This is a genomic window from Pseudomonas sp. IzPS59 (assembly GCF_014863505.1).
Lineage (GTDB): Bacteria > Pseudomonadota > Gammaproteobacteria > Pseudomonadales > Pseudomonadaceae > Aquipseudomonas > Aquipseudomonas kribbensis.
Window position 1 is genome coordinate 2323352 of sequence record NZ_CP062251.1, and the last position, 18071, is coordinate 2341422.

Genomic DNA, 18071 nt, shown 5'->3' on the forward strand with positions numbered 1-18071 from the left:
AGTCAGTTGTTGTTGCTGCCCTTGTTGTCGACGCGGTAGCCGAAGCTGAACCCCACGCCCTGGAACAGCACCACGTCGGCCAGTTGCCGTGCCAGATCACCGGCACTCGCCAGTTTGGTCTTCGGCACGTAGAGCATGTCGTCCGGTTGCAGGTAGGCGATTTGCGAGGCGTCGCCGGCCAGCGCTTTCTCGACGTCGTAGCGCACGGCCTGCACCTGATTGCCGTTGCGCCGCATGATCATCACCGAGTCCAGACGCGCCTTGACGTTGGTGCCTCGGGCCAGGGTCAGTGCTTCGAGCACCGAAACCGGCCGGCGGATCGGATAGGAACCTGGCTGACCGACTTCACCCAGCACATAGATCTCGTTGCCGGCGGTGGACTTGAGCAGCACGTCCACGGTCATCCTTCCCGGCAGTTGCGCATAGCGTTTGTTGAGGAAGGTTTCCAGTTGATTGACGGTCATGCCTTGCAGCGGCACGGCGCCGATTTCCGGGAAGCTCGCATAGCCGTCAGTGCCCACGGTGATCTCGCGGCTCATGCCGGTGGCCGGGTGGTTGAGGGCGCTTTTCAGGTTCTGCTCGTTGGTCAGCGGACTGATGATCTGCACGGTCAGCTGATTGCGGTTGGGCTGGAACAACTGTTTGCGCTGATAGGCGCGCTGGATTTCATCCCGGGCCTCATCGCTGGTCAGCCCGGCGATTTTCACCGAAGTGTTGGCCCCCGGCAGATTGATGGTGCCGTCCGGCAGCACCAGTTGATTGCCGTTGAGCTGGCTGGCAGCGGTGAAGTTCAGGCCGATCTGGTCACCCGACTGCACGCGATAAGCGTCCGAGCCGCTGGTGCTGATGTGGAAGATCACGTCCAGCACATCCTGCGGGCGCAGAGTCTGCTCGACCTTTGGCATGTCGGTGGCCTGGGCGTTGGCCGGGGTGGCGGTGAGGATATTCACCGGCATGGTCTGGGTTTCGGAGTTGCTGGAGCAACCTGCAAGCGGCAGCATCAGCAGAACCAGTATCTTGGCGTTCATTGCGTCATCCCTCGCGTTGCTTACAGGTTTTTGTACAGCCATTTGGGCATGTAGTACTTGCGCCGGTTGAATACGCTGCCGACCACTTTCGCCCCGGCCTGGGTCAGCCGTTGCACCGCGGCCTGGGCGACTTCCCAGCGGGTGTCTTCGGCCCGGACCACGAACACCACGCCGTCGGCCTGGGTGCTGAGCACCAGGGTGTCGGCGGCGGAGTACACGGCATCGCCGTCGATCACCACGAAGCGGTACTGGCTGCCCAACTGATCGAGCAGCGGGCTGAGGCGCTCGGCGGTGAGCATGTCCATGGTGCGGATCGGCCGGCCGTTGGGCAGTACATGGAAGGGCAGGCTCGAAACCTGCACCACGCAGTCCTGCAACAGCGGCGGGTTGTCCGGGTTGAACAACAGGTCGCGCAGACCGCGCTCCTTGCCCAGGTTCAGTTGCTGGGTGAGGTTGTTCGCCGACTGGCTGGCATCGACGTACAGCACCAGTCCGCTGCTCATCTGTGCCAGTTGACTGGCCATGGCCAGGGCGCTGGTGGTGGTGCCGGCGCCGGGGTTGGCAGCGGTCAGGAACAGGATCCGCAGATCCAGGTCCAGCACGGTCGAGGTCAGGTTCGACTCGCTGGGGCTGGCAATGCTCAGGCTTTTGTTGGTTGAACCGTCCATTAGCTTGCTCCGTGGCCGCTGAATACTTTGAAAGGGGTTTTCAAGAGGATCTTCAAATCAAGCAACAGGCTCTGCTCGGCGATGTAGCTGAGGTCCAACTCAACGCGCTGGTCGAAGTCGATATTGCTGCGCCCGGAGATCTGCCACAGGCCGGTCATGCCGGGGTAGATCGCCAGACGGGCGAGGTGCTTGTCCTTGTAGCGATAGGCGTTGAACGAAGTCGGACGAGGCCCTACCAGGCGCATGTCGCCGGTCACCACATTGATCAGGTTGGGCAGTTCGTCGAGGCTGGTGCGCCGCAGGAAACCGCCGATCCGGGTGATGCGCGGGTCCTGGTCGATCTTGAAATCGATCGCGTCGGCGCCGTGTTTGTTGAGGTGGCGCAGCGACTCTTTCAGTTCTTCGGCGTTGGCGACCATGGTGCGAAATTTGTACATGCCGAACTTGCGCCCGCGGTAGCCGGTGCGTTTCTGCACGAACATCACCGGGCCTTTGCTGGTGAACTTGATGGCGAGTGCCAGACCGATCAGCAGCGGCGAAATCATCACCAGAATGACCAGCGCGCCGAAGCAGGCCAGCACCCGGTTGGTGCGCGACAGCTGCCATGGCCGGCCACCCTCGCGCCCGGTCACCCAGCCTTGCCCCTGGCGGTGGATGGCTGCGTCGAGGCGCATTCGATGTTCCGGATCCATGCGTTTGTCACGAACCAGATGTTGGATCGGTACACCTTTCTCATGTCCAGTCATGGAGTCCTCCGCTGGTGTTCAGCCGCGAACGGCGCGTGGGCGACAGGCAGTCGGGTAGTAATCGCGATACCAGGCGATGAAACGCCCGAGGCCTTCATCCAGCTCTATCCGGGGCTGGAACCCGGTGGCCTGGGCCAGATCGTCGGTGTCGGCACAGGTGTTGAGCACGTCGCCCGGTTGCAGGGGCAGCAGCTCGACAATGGCTTTCTGGCCGAGGTGTTTTTCCATCAGGGCCAGGTAGGTTTTCAGCTCCACCGGATGGTGGCCGCCGATGTTGAACAGGCACCACGGCGCCATGCTGCTGCCCGCGTCGGGGTGCTCGCGGTCCCATTCCGGATGGGTATGCGGCGGGTGGACCGTGAGGCGGGCGATGCTTTCGACGATGTCGTCGATGTAGGTGAAATCGCGCTGGTGCAGGCCGTAGTTGAACAGCTTCAATGGCAGGCCTTCGGTGATGGCCCGGGCGAACTGGATAGGCGACATGTCCGGCCGGCCCCAGGGCCCGTACACCGTGAAAAAGCGCAGTCCGGTGCAGGGAATGCCGAACAGGTAGCTGTAGCTGTGGGCCATCAGCTCATTGGCTTTTTTGGTCGCGGCGTACAGCGACAGTGGGTGATTGACGTCGTCATGCACTGTGTACGGCGTGTGCTGATTCGCGCCGTATACCGAACTCGACGAGGCATAGATCAGATGCTCGACCGGGTGGTGCCGGCAGCTTTCCAGAATGTTCAGGAAACCACTCAAATTGCTGTTCAGATAGGCCTGTGGATTCTCCAGCGAATAACGCACCCCGGCCTGCGCCGCCAGATGGATCACCACTTGCGGGCACTCGCGGACAAACAGCGCATCGACCGCGGCGGCGTCGGCCAGATCGACTCTGGCGATCTGGAAGTCGCCGACCTGACCGCGCACCCAGCGCACGCGGTCATGCTTGAGTTGCGGGTCGTAATAGGCGTTGAAATTGTCCAGGCCGATGACCTGATGCCCGTCACGCATCAGCCGCAACACGCAATGAGCGCCAATGAACCCGGCCGCACCGGTGACGAGGATTTTCATGACCGCAACCCGTCAGGCGCGATATGCCGCAGGCCGATGCCGCTGTAGTGCAGGCCGGCGGCCGCCACTTGTTCCGGGTTGTAGAGATTGCGTCCATCGATGATGACTTTGGAGCGCAGTTTGTCGGCCAGCAGCTCGAAGTCCACCACGCGAAAGTTCTTCCACTCGGTGCAGATCACCAGTGCGTCGGCGTCTTCCAGGGTGTCGTCGCGGGTGGCGCACAGGTGCAGGTCATCGCGGTAACCGTAAATGCGCCGGCACTCGGACATGGCTTCCGGATCGTAGGCCTGCACGCTGGCGCCTTCGGCCCACAATGCATCCATCAGATAACGGCTGGGGGCTTCGCGCATGTCATCGGTGTTGGGTTTGAACGCCAGGCCCCAGACGGCGATGGATTTGCCGGCCAGGCCCTGCGGGAACTGCGCCTTGAGTTTGCTGAACAGGATGTGCCGCTGCGTATCGTTGACGTCGGTGACACTGCGCAGCAATTTCAGCGGCATGCCGTTGTGCTCGGCGGTGTGCAGCAGGGCGCGCAGATCCTTGGGAAAGCACGAGCCACCGAAGCCGCAGCCGGGGTAGATGAAGTGATAACCGATGCGCGGATCGGAGCCGATGCCCTTGCGCACGGCTTCGATGTCGGCGCCCAACAGTTCGGTGAGGTTGGCCAGTTCGTTCATGAAGCTGATGCGGGTGGCGAGCATCGCGTTCGCTGCGTACTTGGTCAGCTCGGCGCTGCGGTTGTCCATGAACATCAGTTTTTCGTGGTTGCGGCAGAACGGCGCGTAGAGTTCGCTCAGCTGCTCCCGTGCTTCAGGGTCCAGGGTGCCGACGATGATCCGGTCCGGGCGCATGCAGTCGGCGAGGGCGCTGCCCTCCTTGAGGAATTCGGGGTTGGACACGATCCGCACGTTCAAGCCGCTTTTGCCGCGCCGGCGCAATTCGTTGTTGGCGGTGTCGAGTACCTGATCCGCCGTGCCGACCGGCACCGTGGACTTGATGATCAGGGTGCGATCGGCCTCCATGAAGCTTGCGATCTGCCGTGCCACGTTGAGCACGTGGCTGAGGTCGGCGGAACCGTCTTCGTCAGCCGGGGTGCCCACGGCAATGAAGATCAGCTCGGCGTGTTCAACGGCATCGCTGGCCTGGGTGGTGAACAGCAAACGCCCGGCCTTGATGTTTTCTTCCAAAGTTGCCGACAGACCCGGTTCACTGATAGGCGGAACTGCCTGTTGCAGTTGTTTAATCTTGTTCGGATCTATATCGACACACAGTACTCGATGTCCGACATCGGCAAGTGCCGCAGCTTGTATCAGGCCAACATAGCCCGTACCAAATACGCTCACGTCCATATTGGCGTGCCTCGTAAGACGGTGGAGGAAGATCGAATTGGAACTGTCAAAAGGGGTATAGCGCAGGGTGGGGAAAGCGTGTCAGCAAAATGACATGTTGCATGTGTATAACACCCCCGTTTTTGGGGGCTATTAGCCATCAAGTACTTGCTGCATCTGGATTTGTCCCGTCCTTGACATGTTTTTCACAATTCAAAGAAAACGATAAACGGTCGTAGGCCGCAAAATTCAAGGGCTGTAGAGACTTGGGTGTGTCAGTAATGAGTCAATGTTTTTTTGACGCTTTTGGCAAAAGTCCGACAATTCTTGCGCTTTGATAGCGCGGTGCTAGTGTCAGAAATTGACCGACAATTCATTGACCGTGCCCCGTCGGCAGCGCCCCGGAACCGCCATGTTTCGATATTTGAAAGAACTGCTTTTAGTTATTTATCTATTGCTTTATTCCGATTATTACCTTGAACGTTTAAACGCCATGGGTATCGGTCCGGCAGTACTGCTTTTTGGCGCGATGTTTTTGGCGCTGACTTTCGCATTACTACTAACGGCGTATATAAGGCAGACTTTCATTCGGCACTTGTTCGCATTGGCGATGTTTATTTCGGCGGTGTTCTTTGATGGCTATACGCGGGTTACTGCCGACTACCTGACCTACAGCAGTTTTGTCTCGCTGGTGTATTCCGGCGGTTTCATCCAGGAGGCGGCCTATCAGTACCGGGATGCGATCGTCCACGGGGTGCTCAACGGGCTCTTGCTGTTGATCGGCATCGGCCTGCGGCCGCGTCATTCGATTCCGGTTCCCAATGCGCTGCGAGTCGCGGCGCCGGTGCTGGGGGTGTTGCTGCTCAGCGCGGTGCTGTTCGTGCGGGCCGGAGAGGGCGCGCGCGGGTTGCCGATCATGTACACGCCGCTGGCCTACCTCAATCTGTTTGGCTACGAGGCGCTGCACAACACTGTCGGCCCCCGTGAGCCGGTGACCCTGGCGCGCAACGGCCCGGCAGTGAGCCACGACATCGTGCTGATCATCGACGAAAGCATTTCCGGCAATTACCTGGACATCAACGCGCCGTTCGGTGTGCACAGCAACCTCAAGCAGGCGCATCCGGGTGTCGAGATCTTCAATTACGGCTATGCGGCGTCCATCGCCAATTGCAGCGCCGACACCAACGTCACCCTGCGCTACGGCGGCACCCGCGCCGATTACATGCGCATCAACAGCACGCTGCCGTCGATCTGGCAGTACGCGAAGAAGGCCGGCCTGCGCACCGTATACATCGACGCCCAGCGCACCGGTGGCAACCTGCAGAACCTGATGACCGACACCGAGAAAAAGGACATCGACGAATTCGTGCAATTCGACCAGACCAGCGTCCGCGACCGCGACATGGCCGCCGCTGCCAAGCTGATCGAGCTGCTCAACGACGACAAGCCCGAGCTGGTGGTGATCAACAAGGTCGGCGCGCATTTCCCGGTGCATGACAAATACCCGGACGCCTTCATGGCCTACCGCCCGACCTTGCCACGGGGCCAGTTCACCGAAATCGCCGACACCGGCAAGCGCGACGGCTTCAACGGCCAGCCGGATGACTGGGTGCTGTACCGCAACGCCTACAAGAACACCGTGTTGTGGAATGTCGGCGAGTTCTTCTCGCGGGTATTTGCCCAGGCCAATCTGAACAACGCGCTGCTGATCTACACCTCGGACCACGGCCAGGACCTGCATGAGCGTGGCAACCCGGGGCTCAACACCCACTGCGGCGGCGACCCGGTGGAAGAGGAGGGACTGGTGCCGTTGGTGGTGATTCAGGGCGATCAGTTGCACACCCTCGACTGGTCGGCCCAACTGGCGGCGAACAAGGATCGCTCCAGTCACTACAACATCTTCCCGACCCTGCTGCAGTTGATGGGCTACGACCTGGCGGGGATCGAGTCGGTCTACGGCAAACCACTGAGCGTGCCGACGACGGACGACTTCACCTTCAACTACCGCTTCAATGCGCGGTTGGGGGCCAAGCCCGAGTGGAAGCACATCGACCTGAACAGCATCGTCACGCCGGGTGAGGCGCCGACGAGTGTGGCGGCGGGGCAGTAAGCCGTCGCGATCCGCTATCCTTGCCCCACACGCAACGATCGGATGGCGGCATGCTGCAGGTTCAAAACGTCTTCAAGAGCTATCTCACCCCGCAAGGGCCGTTGTCTGTGTTGCAAGGCATCGACCTGACGCTCAACCCCGGCAGCAGTCTGGCGCTGATGGGCGAGTCGGGCAGCGGCAAAAGCACGTTGCTGCACCTGATCGCCGGGCTGGATAAAGTCGACAGCGGCAGCATTCGCAGCGGCGAACATCGACTCGACGAAATGAGCGAAGCGCAACTGGCCAACTGGCGGCGCACGGAAATCGGTCTGGTGTTCCAGCAATACAACCTGATCGGCAGCCTGCGCATCGAAGACAACCTGGCGTTTCAGGCGCGACTTGCCGGGCGCCATGATCCGCGCTGGCAGAACCATCTGATACAGCGACTGGGCCTGAGTGATCTGCTCAAGCGTTATCCCGAACAACTCTCCGGCGGCCAGCAGCAGCGGGTTGCGCTCGGACGGGCGTTGGCGTCGCGGCCCAAATTGTTGCTGGCTGACGAACCCACCGGCAGCCTCGACGAGACGACCAGCGACGAGGTGCTGCGGCTGTTGCTGGAATTGCTCGACGACACGCCGACCACCTTGCTGATGGTCACCCACAGTCAACGCGTGGCCGCGCGACTGGCAGAGCGGGTGGTGCTGTCCAGCGGTCGTTTGACGTGAGGGTTTTTCGGCAAACGCTGATCGCCTTGCTCAGCCACTGGCGGCGACATCCGGTGCAGTTCTTCAGCGTGCTCACCGGGTTGTGGCTGGCTACCAGTCTGTTGACCGGTGTCGAGGCGCTCAACAGTCAGGCGCGGGACAGTTACGCCCGCGCCAGCCAGATGATCGGCGGCGAACCCCAGGCCAGCCTCAGCGCGCCGAATGGCGCGACGTTTTCCCAGCAGTGGTTTGTCGATCTGCGCCGGCAAGGCTGGCCGGTTTCGCCGGTGCTGCAAGGGCGTTTGATCCTCAAGGGCCATGAATCCCAGCGCCTGCAATTGATGGGCATCGAGCCGGTGTCGCTGCCGGCCGACAGCGCGGTGGCCGGGCAGGCGATGCCGATCGAGCGCATCGTCGAATTTTTCACCCCGCCGGGCAGCACCTGGATTTCCCCCGACACCTTGCAAGCGCTGAATCTGTCCGAAGGCGCCACGCCACAAACCGAAACCGGTCAGACGTTGCCGCCGCTGTTGGCGCAAAAGGACATGGCCCCCGGCGTGCTGCTGGTGGACATCGGTGTCGCTCAACGCGTGCTCGAACAACCCGATCAACTGTCGCGGCTGCTGTTGCCCAAGGATTTTCACGCCGACATGCCGGCGGCGTTCAAAGGCCAGTTGCAGCTCAAGAGCAGCGGCGAAGAAAACAATCTGGCGCGGCTGACCGAAAGCTTTCACCTCAACCTTGATGCCCTGGGATTTCTCTCGTTTGTCGTTGGCCTGTTCATCGTGCACGCCGCCATCGGCCTCGCACTGGAACAGCGACGCGGACTGCTGCGCACGTTGCGCGCCTGCGGTGTCAGTGCGCGAATGCTGATCGCTTGCCTGATCGTCGAACTCGGAGCGCTGGCGTTGATCGGCGGACTGTTCGGTGTTGTCAGCGGCTACTGGCTGGCCAGTGTGCTGCTGCCGGATGTCGCCGCCAGCCTGCGCGGGTTGTACGGCGCGGAGGTGGCGGGGCAGTTGCGGTTGAGTCCCTGGTGGTGGTTCAGCGGTATCGGCTTGAGCCTGCTCGGCGCGTTGCTGGCCGGGGCCAACAGTCTGCTGCGGGCGGCGCGCCTGCCATTGCTGGCGGTGGCTGATCCGCAAGCCTGGCATGAACAGCATGCGCGCTGGTTGCAGCGGCAGGGCTGGGTGGCCGGAGTGTTTGCGGCGATTGCGTTGATAGCGCTGGTGTTGGGCGACAGTCTCGCCAGTGGTTTCGTGTTGATGGCCGGGTTGTTGCTCGGCGCCGCGCTGGCGCTGCCGGTGGTGCTCAGTGCGCTGTTGAACGGTTTGCTCGGGCGCAGTCGTTCGGTGCTGGGGCAGTGGTTTCTCGCCGATTGCCGACAGCAATTGCCGGCACTGAGTCTGGCGTTGATGGCGCTGCTGCTGGCGATGGCGGCCAACATCGGCGCCGGCAGCATGACCGCCGGTTTCCGCCAGACCTTCAACGACTGGCTCGAACAACGGCTCACCGCCGAGCTGTATCTGAACCCGAGCAATCCGGCTCAGGCCCGCGAGCTGTACAGCTGGCTCAAGCAACAGCCGAGTGTCACGGCGATCCTGCCCAACTGGCAGGTTTCGGTGACGCTGCAAGGCTGGCCGACCGAGGTGTTCGGCATCATCGACCATCCGCACTATCGTCAGCACTGGCCGCTGCTCGAAGCCCGGGGCAACGACCCGTGGGCGTTGCTGGCCACGGATGATGCGGTGATGCTCAGCGAGCAACTCGCGCGCCGGCTCAAGGTGCGGCCGGGGGATCACCTGACGATTCCGACGCCGGGCCTGTCATGGTCGCCGCGCATCGTCGGGATCTACGCCGACTACGGCAATCCGAAGGGGCATGTGCTGGTCAACAGCAATCATCTGCTGCGCAGTTGGCCGCAGTTGACGCCGAATCGCTTCAACCTGCGGATCGAGCCGGCAAAGATTCCGGCATTGCTCAGCGCCTTGCAGGCACGCTTTCAGCTCGACGACAGCCGCATCGTCGATCAGGCGCGGCTCAAGGGCTGGTCGGTGCAGGTTTTTGAGCGGACCTTTGCCGCGACGGCAGCGCTCAACAGCCTGACGCTGGCGGTTGCCGGTGTGGCGCTGTTCATCAGTCTGCTGACCCAGAGTCAGAGCCGTCTCGACCAATTGGCGCCGTTGTGGGCGTTGGGTGTGACGCGACGGCAACTGATGCTGCTCAACCTTGGCCAGACCTGGTTGCTGGCGGTGCTGACCCTGGTGTTGGCCTTGCCGTTGGGCATCGGGCTGGCGTGGTGTCTGGATGCGGTGATCAACGTGCAGGCCTTCGGCTGGCGCCTGCCGTTGCGGGTGTTTCCGTTGCAGTTGCTGCAACTGACCGGGCTGGCGTTGCTGGCAACCCTGCTGGCCTCGGCGTGGCCGCTGTATTCGCTGTACCGCACGCAACCGGCGGACTTGCTGAGGACGTTTGCCCATGAGGATTAACTTCGCCGTGGTGTGTCTGGCGCTGTTGCTCGGTGGCTGCGACAACCCGGCGCCGGATCAGAAAGGTTTCGCCGGGATGGGCGCTCAGGCGCAGGCCTTCGCGCCGGTGGTGCCGGGGCGGGTGTTCAGCTTTCCGGCGGATCACGGCGCCCATGACGGTTTTCGCATCGAGTGGTGGTACGTCACGGCCAACCTCAAGGATGCCCAGGGCAATGATTTCGGTGTGCAGTGGACGTTGTTTCGCAGCGCATTGAACGCCTCGCCGGAGCAACCGGGCTGGGCCAATCAAACGATCTGGCTCGGGCATGCGGCGGTGACCTCGGCCAGCGTTCATCACGCCGCCGAGCGGTATGCCCGTGGCGGCGTCGGGCAGGCGGGGGTGAGTGCGGTGCCGTTCGAAGCGTGGATTGATGACTGGCGCTTCGTCAGTCAGGCGAGCGATCCGCTGGGCGACATGCAGCTCAGCGCGAAGGACAAAAACTTCAGCTACCAACTGCGCCTGACTTCCAGCCGTCCGCTGGTGCTGCAAGGTGATCACGGTTTCAGTCAGAAATCCGAACAGGGTCAGGCCTCGTACTACTACAGCCAGCCGTTTTTCCAGGCCAGCGGCACCCTGCAAATCGACGGCAAGACTTACACCGTCAACGGCCCGGCCTGGCTCGACCGCGAATGGAGCAGCCAGCCGCTGACCGCTAATCAGACGGGTTGGGACTGGTTCTCCCTCCACCTTGATGACGGCGCGCACGTGATGCTTTATCGCATGCGCCAGAAGGAAGGGGCGCCTTACTTGACCGGCACCTGGATTGGCGCCGATGGCCAGACTGAAACGCTGCACTCTGACCAGATCAAACTGACGCCGCAGGACACTGCGAAGGTTGCGGGTCGTTCGATGCCGGTGCGCTGGTCGATCGGGATTGCGGAAAAGAACCTGCAGATCACCCTCGATGCAATCAATCCCGACGCCTGGATGGGGCTGCGCATCCCTTACTGGGAAGGCCCGGTGCGGTTGAGCGGCAGTCAGGGCGGGCGCGGTTATCTGGAGATGACCGGGTACTGATTCACCCTGTGCCAAGAGCGACGGCGGATCAGCGTCTATGCTCCTTGGCACGCACGGCGCCGAATGCGCCGTGTGCTGCCATCCATCACAGGGAACGTACCGCTTATGAAGCTTCAATCACTGTCGCACGCCATTGCACTCGCCACTGTCCTGTCCGCCTCCACGGCGTTTGCGGCCGATATTCCTTTGTCGGCGACTGTCGAGAAGGATCAGGTCACCACCAAAGTACTGGCGGTTGATCCGGCCAATCATCAGGTTGTTCTTGAAGGCGAAGAAGGTCGCCAGGTGCATGTTCAGCTCAGCGACAAGGCGAAAAACCTCGCCAACCTGAAGGTTGGCGACAAGGTCGACATTCAAGTCACCCGTTCCGTGGCGGCTTTCCTGGACACCGACGTGGATAAAGGTCTGCCTGGCTCCACCGAACGTACCGGCGAGCTGCGCAACGCCGTGGGCAGCAGCAACCCTGGCGGCGAGGCATTCCGCCAGATTCAGGTACAACTGAAAATCACCAAAATTGATTTGAAGAAAAACCAGGTCACCCTGGAAAACCCTTCGGGCCAGTCGAAAACCCTCAATGTCGAAAAGCCTGAAATCCAAGCCAAACTCAAAGATCTGAAAATCGGGCAGAGTGTCGTGGTCACTTACACCGATGTATTAAAAGTGACCAGTGAACATGAAAGCTGAGTATTAACTCTACAGCGTGACTGTTCTTGTACAAGTAGTGGTATGAGAACAGTCATATAAAATGATCGGATCCGATAATTCTGAAAGTTTCTCGGGAAATATCGGTGATCAATATCCGTTAACGTTTTAGTACATAAAATTCATCCTCAATTAGCACGACATATCCGCCAACTTCCATTAAAATCCTTTCCGTTCGCCCAGTGTCAGGGCTCTTTACCGGTGCATGGATTGCCAGGCCATTACACTGGGCGGACACCTCCTCCGGAGAGAGGACTAAAGAATTCGGATAAAAAAGGGCGACTGTGAAGTCGCCCTTTTTTATTGTTCTCAGGATTTGGCAGGCCGCATGCCTTGCTGCATCTGAATACGTTTGAGTGTTTGCTGGTACATGGTGGTGCGGCGGTGGTTTTTCGCGTAGCCACCGGCAGCCGCCACGGTGCCGGCCTGGATGTGATCCAGGTAGCGGAAGATCGTCCGCGGCGAAAGAAATCTGATGCCGTAGCCAAGGCTGCTTAATCGATCCTGCAGCGTGTATCCCGGGACCCGGTCGTCCAGCGAAAAATGCAGGCCATGGGCCTTGATCAACCGTGCATTCCACAAGGTGCAGAAGCTTTTCAGGTGGGTTTCCCGGTAGGGTTTTGGCTCCCGGGAGCGCAGGCCCAACTGCAGTTTTGCCCGCCGGAAATAGTGTTTGAAGTAACGCGAAGACAAGCGCCAAGTGTCTCTTAAAACACCCCGGTCAAGCTGTTCGACACAACCGACGGCTGCTGTATCCAAAGATTGCATGCACTCTTTCATCATCATTGAAAAGACAGTGCTGTCGAAAACGAAAGTATCGGTGTGCAGTAAAAACAGGTAATCGGTTTCAACCTTTTCAAGTGCCAGATCGAGTGCCTTGCCGTGAGCAATATGCCCGGCTTCTTTGCAAGGGGAAGGGCGCTCGATCAAGTTGATCCAGTCCAGAGAGCGCAAGTAAGCCAGGCTTTCGTCGGCAGAATCGTTGTCCACCACCCACACCGGAATCTGCTGTTCCTTGACGTATTCCTGAAGAAACTCCAGGCACATCCGGGTTATTTCCGGGGTTTTGTAATTGACCAATACAAGACTGAACGCGGGCTGTTGTGCCGAGGGGAAATCAAACTCTCTCATGATCCAGGCTCACATCGAATGGAATGGCTTTGTGTGCGGCAATCAACGCTCGCACCCGCTGCTTCGTGGCCCGGATGGTAGGGACGCAACCTTAGTTCAAACTTAATTTCGAAACGCTCGGCGTCGGCCGACTTGTAACGGCTTGCGACGCCTGCGCGAGCAGCGCACACGGCGATATTCCACGGTAAGATGCGCCGCCCTTTTCAGATCAAGGAAGACAACGGCCCGCGCCGTTCGCCACGGATGAAACCACTTTCCCTCTACCACCCGGCCCTATACTGGCTGCGCGTGTGGCAAAAAAGACTGTTCCGCCACATCGCCTGGCACTGCTCGAGCAAACGCTACGCACGACCTGCCGCGACGCCTGAGCGCTTGCCGTATCGCTACCTCAAACACACCTCCAAACTGATCCGCAAACTCGGCGACTCAGACCTTGCGCTGCAACACAACAAGGTCATCAACCTCAAACTCGCCGTCGCCGCCATCGACGGCGTCACCATCGCCCCCGGCGAGTATTTCTCCTTCTGCCGCCTCGTCGGCCGCCCGACCCGCCAACGCGGCTACGTCGAAGGCATGGAACTGTCCTTCGGCCAGGCCCGCACCGGCATCGGCGGCGGCATCTGCCAACTCAGCAACCTCATCCACTGGATGGCCATTCACTCACCCCTGGTCGTCATCGAACGCGCCAACCACAGCTTCGACCCCTTCCCGGACGACGGCCGCGTCCTGCCATTCGGCTCCGGCGCCGCGATCTTCTACAACTACATCGACCTGGTACTGCACAACCCGACGGATCGCAGCTTTCAGTTGAAGTTGAAGGTGGGGGAGACGCAACTGGAAGGGGAGTTGTTGTGTGATCGGGAGCGGGAGTTTCGGTATCACGTGTTTGAGTTGGGGCATAAGTTTGTGCGGGAGGGGGGAAGGGTGTTTCGGGAGAATGAGATTTGGCGGGAGGTGAGGGAGAAGGGGCAGGTGGGGGCGTTGGTGGAGAGGGAGAAGTTGTATGGGAATCGGGTGGTGGTTAAGTATGAGGTGGGGGAACAAGCCATTGAAAGGCAGCAGTAGGTTGCGTTTTTACCTTAGGGTTTCCAGCGTACGATGGAAATAACGCAATTACAGGTTTCTGTAGGGATATGTTTCGCCGCATAGGTGAAACGTATCGTCCAAATAATAAACTCCGGAAATCGAGTTTATTACCACTTCTAGCTTTTCCTTTGATGGGAATAGCAAATAGAGCAGCTCAAAGAATAAATAGTCCTTGATGAGGATTACCGCTACGTCTGGGTGGTTTCTTATCAGGGTTGCAAGTGGTGGGTAATTGCAATCTCGTAATTCGGGGATGTCGGCGTAGCCTTGTTTGTTATCGTCTTGTATGCATTGGGCGATGAATGCATTTGTCAGCTCGTGGAATTGCTCGGGCAGTTCGTGAATTTTTATTGATAAAGTATATTTTTTGGCATTGTTGAAGAGAGGTTCACCGAAGCCAAGGCTGCGGTAGGTTACAGAGGTTGGGTCAATGATGTCGTTTTCAGATTTGAAGATCATGATTGTTTAATCGCTGGAGGGGGCAAAGGCGCTGCTGTATGTACGCAGTCGTGGTCGTCTACATAAATTAAGAAGCTAAGGGCTGTATTAGTTATCCAGAATGGAAAGCCAGTCGTTTCTGAAAGCAATATTTTCAAATCGGATGATGACTGAAGCGTCCAGGCATGGATTTGGTTGTCGAGGACGATTAATGTTGGTTTCTCAGAAGGGTATAGGAGATCGACCTTTTTCCAAAAATCTGAGTCGTGTTGTTTTGTTACGAATTTTAGATTGAAGGGGTCAAGGGTATCTGTGTTGGAGTAAAAGAAGCGGGTTTTTACGTCTGAAATTATTTTTTCTAATTCATCTTTCTTGAGTTTCTGGTTTTTTAGATGGTTTGTTTCGAGTGCTAATGTGATTTCTTTTTCCAAGTAGCCCATCGAGGTATTCCTATTGTTTTATAGAAGAAAATAGATCAGTTCCATTTGGTTGGGAGGGCAGCATTTTCAAGCTTCGAGCATGAAGCGTTCAATCTGTTCGATAAAATCTTCTTTGCTTTTTGTTCTGTATTGTCCTAATGGTAGCTCAGAGTTTTTGATCGGTTTTCCTTTGTTGTCGTACTTGATTGTCAGGAATTCAATGATAAAGTCCCCGTCAGGATCTCCCTCTGGCTCAAGTCTTGAGTCAAAGCAATGACCAGTAGTTCGTCGGACACCACCCAGTAAAACTGAGTTACTAAACCACTCGACAGTCTCTGGTGTGAAATCAACCTCGAAAAGGTTGTTGATTGTAATAGTCCATCCGCTTGGGACTCGAAGGGGATGGAGTTCGTATTTAAGCTTGGTTCTCATGTTAGTGTGTCCTCTGTGGTCTCTTTTGTTGAATTCAGTCTAGCGGGTACTCGCAAGTCCATGGTGGCGTAAATAGCTCTGGGTTTATGTTGTTTTCGTAAAGAAAAGAGTTGATTTCTTCCTCTGTTTCGAAGGTTTTGCATTTTGTTATTGTCGTGTCGTTGGTGCCAATGCTGTCTTTTGTTTCGAGAAGGTGGATTGCGAGAGTGAATTCTATAATGACGTATTTAGAATTTTTTGCATTTTCTAGGAACTTGTAATAACGCTCTCCTGGGGATCTATTTTCGAAGTTTAAATGATAAGCAGCGTAGATTGCGATCCATTTTCGAAGTGACACATCCTGTGATGGTAGTTCTTGAGCAATTTCTGTATATGATTTTGCCTCAAAACCCCACCAGATTTTTCTAGGGATTGTCTTTTGAATACTCATTTTTTCTTTAAACTGATTTGGGGAATAGTAAAGGGTTAATAAAAAAGGCGGATTACAGTTTGGCTACTAGCATGTGAAAAGGGGACTGAAAAGGGGACGGATTTATTTTCTCGAAAAACAAATCCGTCCCCTTTTTTCCTTGAGACCGACTAAGAAGTTTTTTCTTTGGATGCTTTTGAGTTCGAATATGGTCGCAGTTTTTAGGATCTTAATTCTACATACTCTTCAAAAAAAGCATAAAAATTTTCTGCAATTGTTTTGGAGGGTTTCTTGTTGAATAAGTCGTAACTTATAACCCTTCCGCTTCCGGATGGGCTGCAATCTATTGCCCAGCAGACTTCGTCATCTTTGAAGTAGATGGCAGCTAAATGTGTAGGTGGTTCAATTCTGATCTGCAATATGTAGTACTGTGGTTTATTGTTGAGCCTGACTCTATAGTGGCGTCATTATCCTCAATGCCACATATTTCTGAGTCTACTGCGCCGCGGCCGCCGCAAATTTTGAGGAACTCAGAAAAATCTAGCGGAAATTTTAACCCCAAATTTTTTTCAAGTTTTTCGATCTGCTCCGCGTCGCATGCTCCAAACCAAAAAATTTCTTCGTCGGAGTTTTCGAGTTTTTTCATTAGATTTTGATAATTATACATTTGTATCGTCACTCAAAGTCTTTGGCTCGTTCTTTACAATAACCCTTTCTGAATTTTTAATATTGCAGTTCAAGCCTCTGAAAAGGAGATAGATTTATTTTCTTCACAAAAAAATCTCCCCATTGTTGGCTGTCTTTTGGATTTCTATGACTGTATTATTTCAATGATGCCGGTTTTTGATTTTATATTGGTTTCCATTAGCGCTTTGTCTGGTCTTGGTTTGTTGTCTATTAGTTGTAGAAACCAGTTTGCGTCGAGTATTTCAAATAGTCTATCCCAGCGTGGTTCTCTAGCAATTGCTTCGGGTAAGACAATTCCATTGAATCCATAGCCGTTGCCTTCAATGAAAAGGAATGAATTGGTCTCGTAACAATATCCAATAATTTTGGGCCACTCAGGGCTGTTTGGTATCTCAGGTTCGAAATCCTTTTTGCCAATCACGTAAAAATTTTGCATTATTCCTCCGGGAGAATATCGACTTTATCGAACTTTACTGTTTTCCTGTCGAGGTGTATCTGTTGAGCACCGCCGTCACCGTACTCTTTGTAAGCTTCGGTTATTGGTTCAAGCTTTGTTTTATCAGTATCACCCTTCCAGAAAGGAACTCGAGCTTGCGGTTTCCCATCAACATAAAGTTGTAAGGTGTCGAATTCTGCCCTTATGCGTGAGTCACTCCAAGATCCTGGACCGTTAGCGTCGGGTCCAACCTCTGGCCCCTTAACTTGATAAGCTTCCCTAGCGCTTTTACCAGTCTCGTGTTTTTCGAAACCAGCATAGGTCACAGGCGCCTCCTTCATGCGAATAGTGTCTTGTCCGTATTGATTAAGCGTACCGTCATCATTCATGTACCTCACATAACTATAGCCGGTGCCCGGCAATGTGGAATCGGGACCGGATGGCCCTACATAAAAGTCTGGTCTGCCTTCCGTTATCGATGGGGGAGTATTTCCATCATCTAGTACAGCGGGCGTCAAATCTCCGGGAGAGCAGTTAGGGTTTGGGCAAGTATTCAACCCCAGCGGATCCACCCACCCAGTAGGATTAGGCACGTACTGGTAGTTATTCAACCCACCCGCAAGCTTGATCGGATCCGGCGTCAGATACCGCGCTGTGTTCGGATTGTAGTAGCGGTGCCGGTTGTAATGTAACCCCGTCTCGGCGTCGAAGTACTGACCCTGGAATCGCAGCGGGTTGTCGACTTCACTGACATCCAGTGCCGCAAGGTTGCCATAGGCACGGTATTTTGCCGACCACATGATTTCGCCGCTGTAGTCGGTGAGTTCCTGAGTGTGAAAAGGTGACAGATTTATTTTTTATTGTCTTTAACGAAAAATAAATCTGTTCCCTTTAGTTTCTTTAGTTTCAAAACTGATTCTCGGAAGCGCCTATAAAATCCGGGGGTATTCAGAATTTAGCGCTAAGGATTTTCCTTTGTGATGTTCATGCCTTCGGTAACTTGTTTTAAGAATTCAATTTTTGCACTCGAAAAGTCTGAAAACTGTCGAAGATCTTCCATTCTTCCTCGTTCGGCGTAATAAACACTCCAAATCGCATTATCAAAGACTATGCATGTTCGTTCGTTTTGGTTTTTTCCAAGAGAGTAATTGCTCTTCGGAACTCCC

Annotated in this window: 18 protein-coding genes and 1 pseudogene; 6 read left to right on the forward strand and 13 right to left on the reverse strand. The window is 56.4% G+C overall.

Going from position 1 to position 18071, the window contains the following annotated elements; all coding sequences use genetic code 11:
* Positions 1–2: 2 nt before the first annotated feature.
* Genes IF189_RS10485 through IF189_RS10505 form a run of 5 tightly spaced genes read right to left on the reverse strand, consistent with a single transcriptional unit; the run spans position 3 to position 4847 of the window.
* Positions 3–1028 (reverse strand): polysaccharide biosynthesis/export family protein, encoded by a 1026-nt coding sequence (locus IF189_RS10485; RefSeq protein WP_085733202.1) that lies wholly within the window; start codon positions 1026–1028, stop codon positions 3–5.
* Positions 1029–1048: 20 nt separating this feature from the next.
* Positions 1049–1696, reverse strand: coding sequence for a CpsD/CapB family tyrosine-protein kinase (locus tag IF189_RS10490; RefSeq protein ID WP_085712110.1), 648 nt, complete (start codon positions 1694–1696; stop codon positions 1049–1051).
* On the reverse strand, positions 1696–2442 hold the full coding sequence (locus IF189_RS10495) for a sugar transferase (RefSeq protein ID WP_085712111.1): 747 nt from the start codon (positions 2440–2442) through the stop codon (positions 1696–1698). The genes IF189_RS10490 and IF189_RS10495 overlap by 1 nt, the downstream gene beginning before the upstream one ends.
* Before the next feature lie 18 nt (positions 2443–2460).
* Complete coding sequence (locus IF189_RS10500) at positions 2461–3498, reverse strand: NAD-dependent epimerase/dehydratase family protein (protein WP_085712112.1); 1038 nt, start codon at positions 3496–3498, stop codon at positions 2461–2463.
* A complete protein-coding gene (locus IF189_RS10505) occupies positions 3495–4847 on the reverse strand; it encodes a UDP-glucose dehydrogenase family protein (RefSeq protein ID WP_085712113.1) in 1353 nt (450 codons plus the stop codon). The genes IF189_RS10500 and IF189_RS10505 overlap by 4 nt, the downstream gene beginning before the upstream one ends.
* Positions 4848–5238: 391 nt before the next feature.
* Between IF189_RS10505 and IF189_RS10510 the strand changes: the two genes are divergently transcribed.
* The 5 genes from IF189_RS10510 to IF189_RS10530 all read left to right on the forward strand — a co-directional run bounded on the left by IF189_RS10510 (position 5239) and on the right by IF189_RS10530 (position 11849).
* Positions 5239–6936, forward strand: a complete 1698-nt coding sequence (locus IF189_RS10510; protein WP_192553238.1) for a sulfatase-like hydrolase/transferase — start codon at positions 5239–5241, stop codon at positions 6934–6936.
* Between the two features lie 50 nt (positions 6937–6986).
* Complete coding sequence (locus tag IF189_RS10515; protein ID WP_134826215.1) at positions 6987–7640, forward strand: ABC transporter ATP-binding protein; 654 nt, start codon at positions 6987–6989, stop codon at positions 7638–7640.
* Positions 7637–10108 carry an ABC transporter permease gene (locus tag IF189_RS10520; protein ID WP_192553239.1) on the forward strand — a complete coding sequence of 824 codons (2472 nt, stop codon included), beginning with the start codon at positions 7637–7639 and terminating at the stop codon, positions 10106–10108. The genes IF189_RS10515 and IF189_RS10520 overlap by 4 nt, the downstream gene beginning before the upstream one ends.
* A complete protein-coding gene (locus tag IF189_RS10525) occupies positions 10098–11165 on the forward strand; it encodes a lipocalin-like domain-containing protein (protein ID WP_192553240.1) in 1068 nt (355 codons plus the stop codon). Before IF189_RS10520 ends, IF189_RS10525 begins: the two co-directional genes overlap by 11 nt.
* 105 nt (positions 11166–11270) lie before the next feature.
* Positions 11271–11849: a hypothetical protein gene (locus IF189_RS10530; protein ID WP_114882173.1), complete on the forward strand. Its 579-nt coding sequence runs from the start codon at positions 11271–11273 to the stop codon at positions 11847–11849.
* Positions 11850–12176: 327 nt separating this feature from the next.
* On the opposite strand, the gene IF189_RS10535 is transcribed toward IF189_RS10530, so the two are convergent.
* On the reverse strand, positions 12177–12998 hold the full coding sequence (locus tag IF189_RS10535; RefSeq protein ID WP_134826218.1) for a glycosyltransferase family 2 protein: 822 nt from the start codon (positions 12996–12998) through the stop codon (positions 12177–12179).
* A 243-nt stretch (positions 12999–13241) separates the two neighbouring features.
* Here IF189_RS10535 and IF189_RS10540 point away from each other — a divergent pair, with 243 nt between their 5' ends.
* A complete protein-coding gene (locus tag IF189_RS10540; protein ID WP_134826228.1) occupies positions 13242–14063 on the forward strand; it encodes a VanW family protein in 822 nt (273 codons plus the stop codon).
* 48 nt (positions 14064–14111) lie between these two features.
* Here IF189_RS10540 and IF189_RS10545 read toward each other — a convergent pair whose 3' ends face one another.
* The 7 genes and pseudogenes from IF189_RS10545 to IF189_RS29110 form a co-directional block, all read right to left on the reverse strand.
* Complete coding sequence (locus tag IF189_RS10545) at positions 14112–14543, reverse strand: hypothetical protein (protein WP_134826219.1); 432 nt, start codon at positions 14541–14543, stop codon at positions 14112–14114.
* Complete coding sequence (locus tag IF189_RS10550; RefSeq protein WP_192553241.1) at positions 14540–14962, reverse strand: hypothetical protein; 423 nt, start codon at positions 14960–14962, stop codon at positions 14540–14542. The genes IF189_RS10545 and IF189_RS10550 overlap by 4 nt, the downstream gene beginning before the upstream one ends.
* 66 nt (positions 14963–15028) lie before the next feature.
* On the reverse strand, positions 15029–15373 hold the full coding sequence (locus tag IF189_RS10555) for a hypothetical protein (protein ID WP_134826221.1): 345 nt from the start codon (positions 15371–15373) through the stop codon (positions 15029–15031).
* Between the two features lie 34 nt (positions 15374–15407).
* Positions 15408–15803 carry a hypothetical protein gene (locus tag IF189_RS10560; RefSeq protein ID WP_134826222.1) on the reverse strand — a complete coding sequence of 132 codons (396 nt, stop codon included), beginning with the start codon at positions 15801–15803 and terminating at the stop codon, positions 15408–15410.
* Positions 15804–16167: 364 nt separating this feature from the next.
* Positions 16168–16449 carry an SMI1/KNR4 family protein gene (locus IF189_RS29105; RefSeq protein ID WP_192553243.1) on the reverse strand — a complete coding sequence of 94 codons (282 nt, stop codon included), beginning with the start codon at positions 16447–16449 and terminating at the stop codon, positions 16168–16170.
* 144 nt (positions 16450–16593) lie between these two features.
* Positions 16594–16905 (reverse strand): hypothetical protein, encoded by a 312-nt coding sequence (locus IF189_RS10575; RefSeq protein ID WP_192553244.1) that lies wholly within the window; start codon positions 16903–16905, stop codon positions 16594–16596.
* Between the two features lie 541 nt (positions 16906–17446).
* Positions 17447–17735: pseudogene (locus IF189_RS29110) on the reverse strand (RHS repeat-associated core domain-containing protein); the annotation flags it as partial.
* Positions 17736–18071 lie beyond the last annotated feature (336 nt).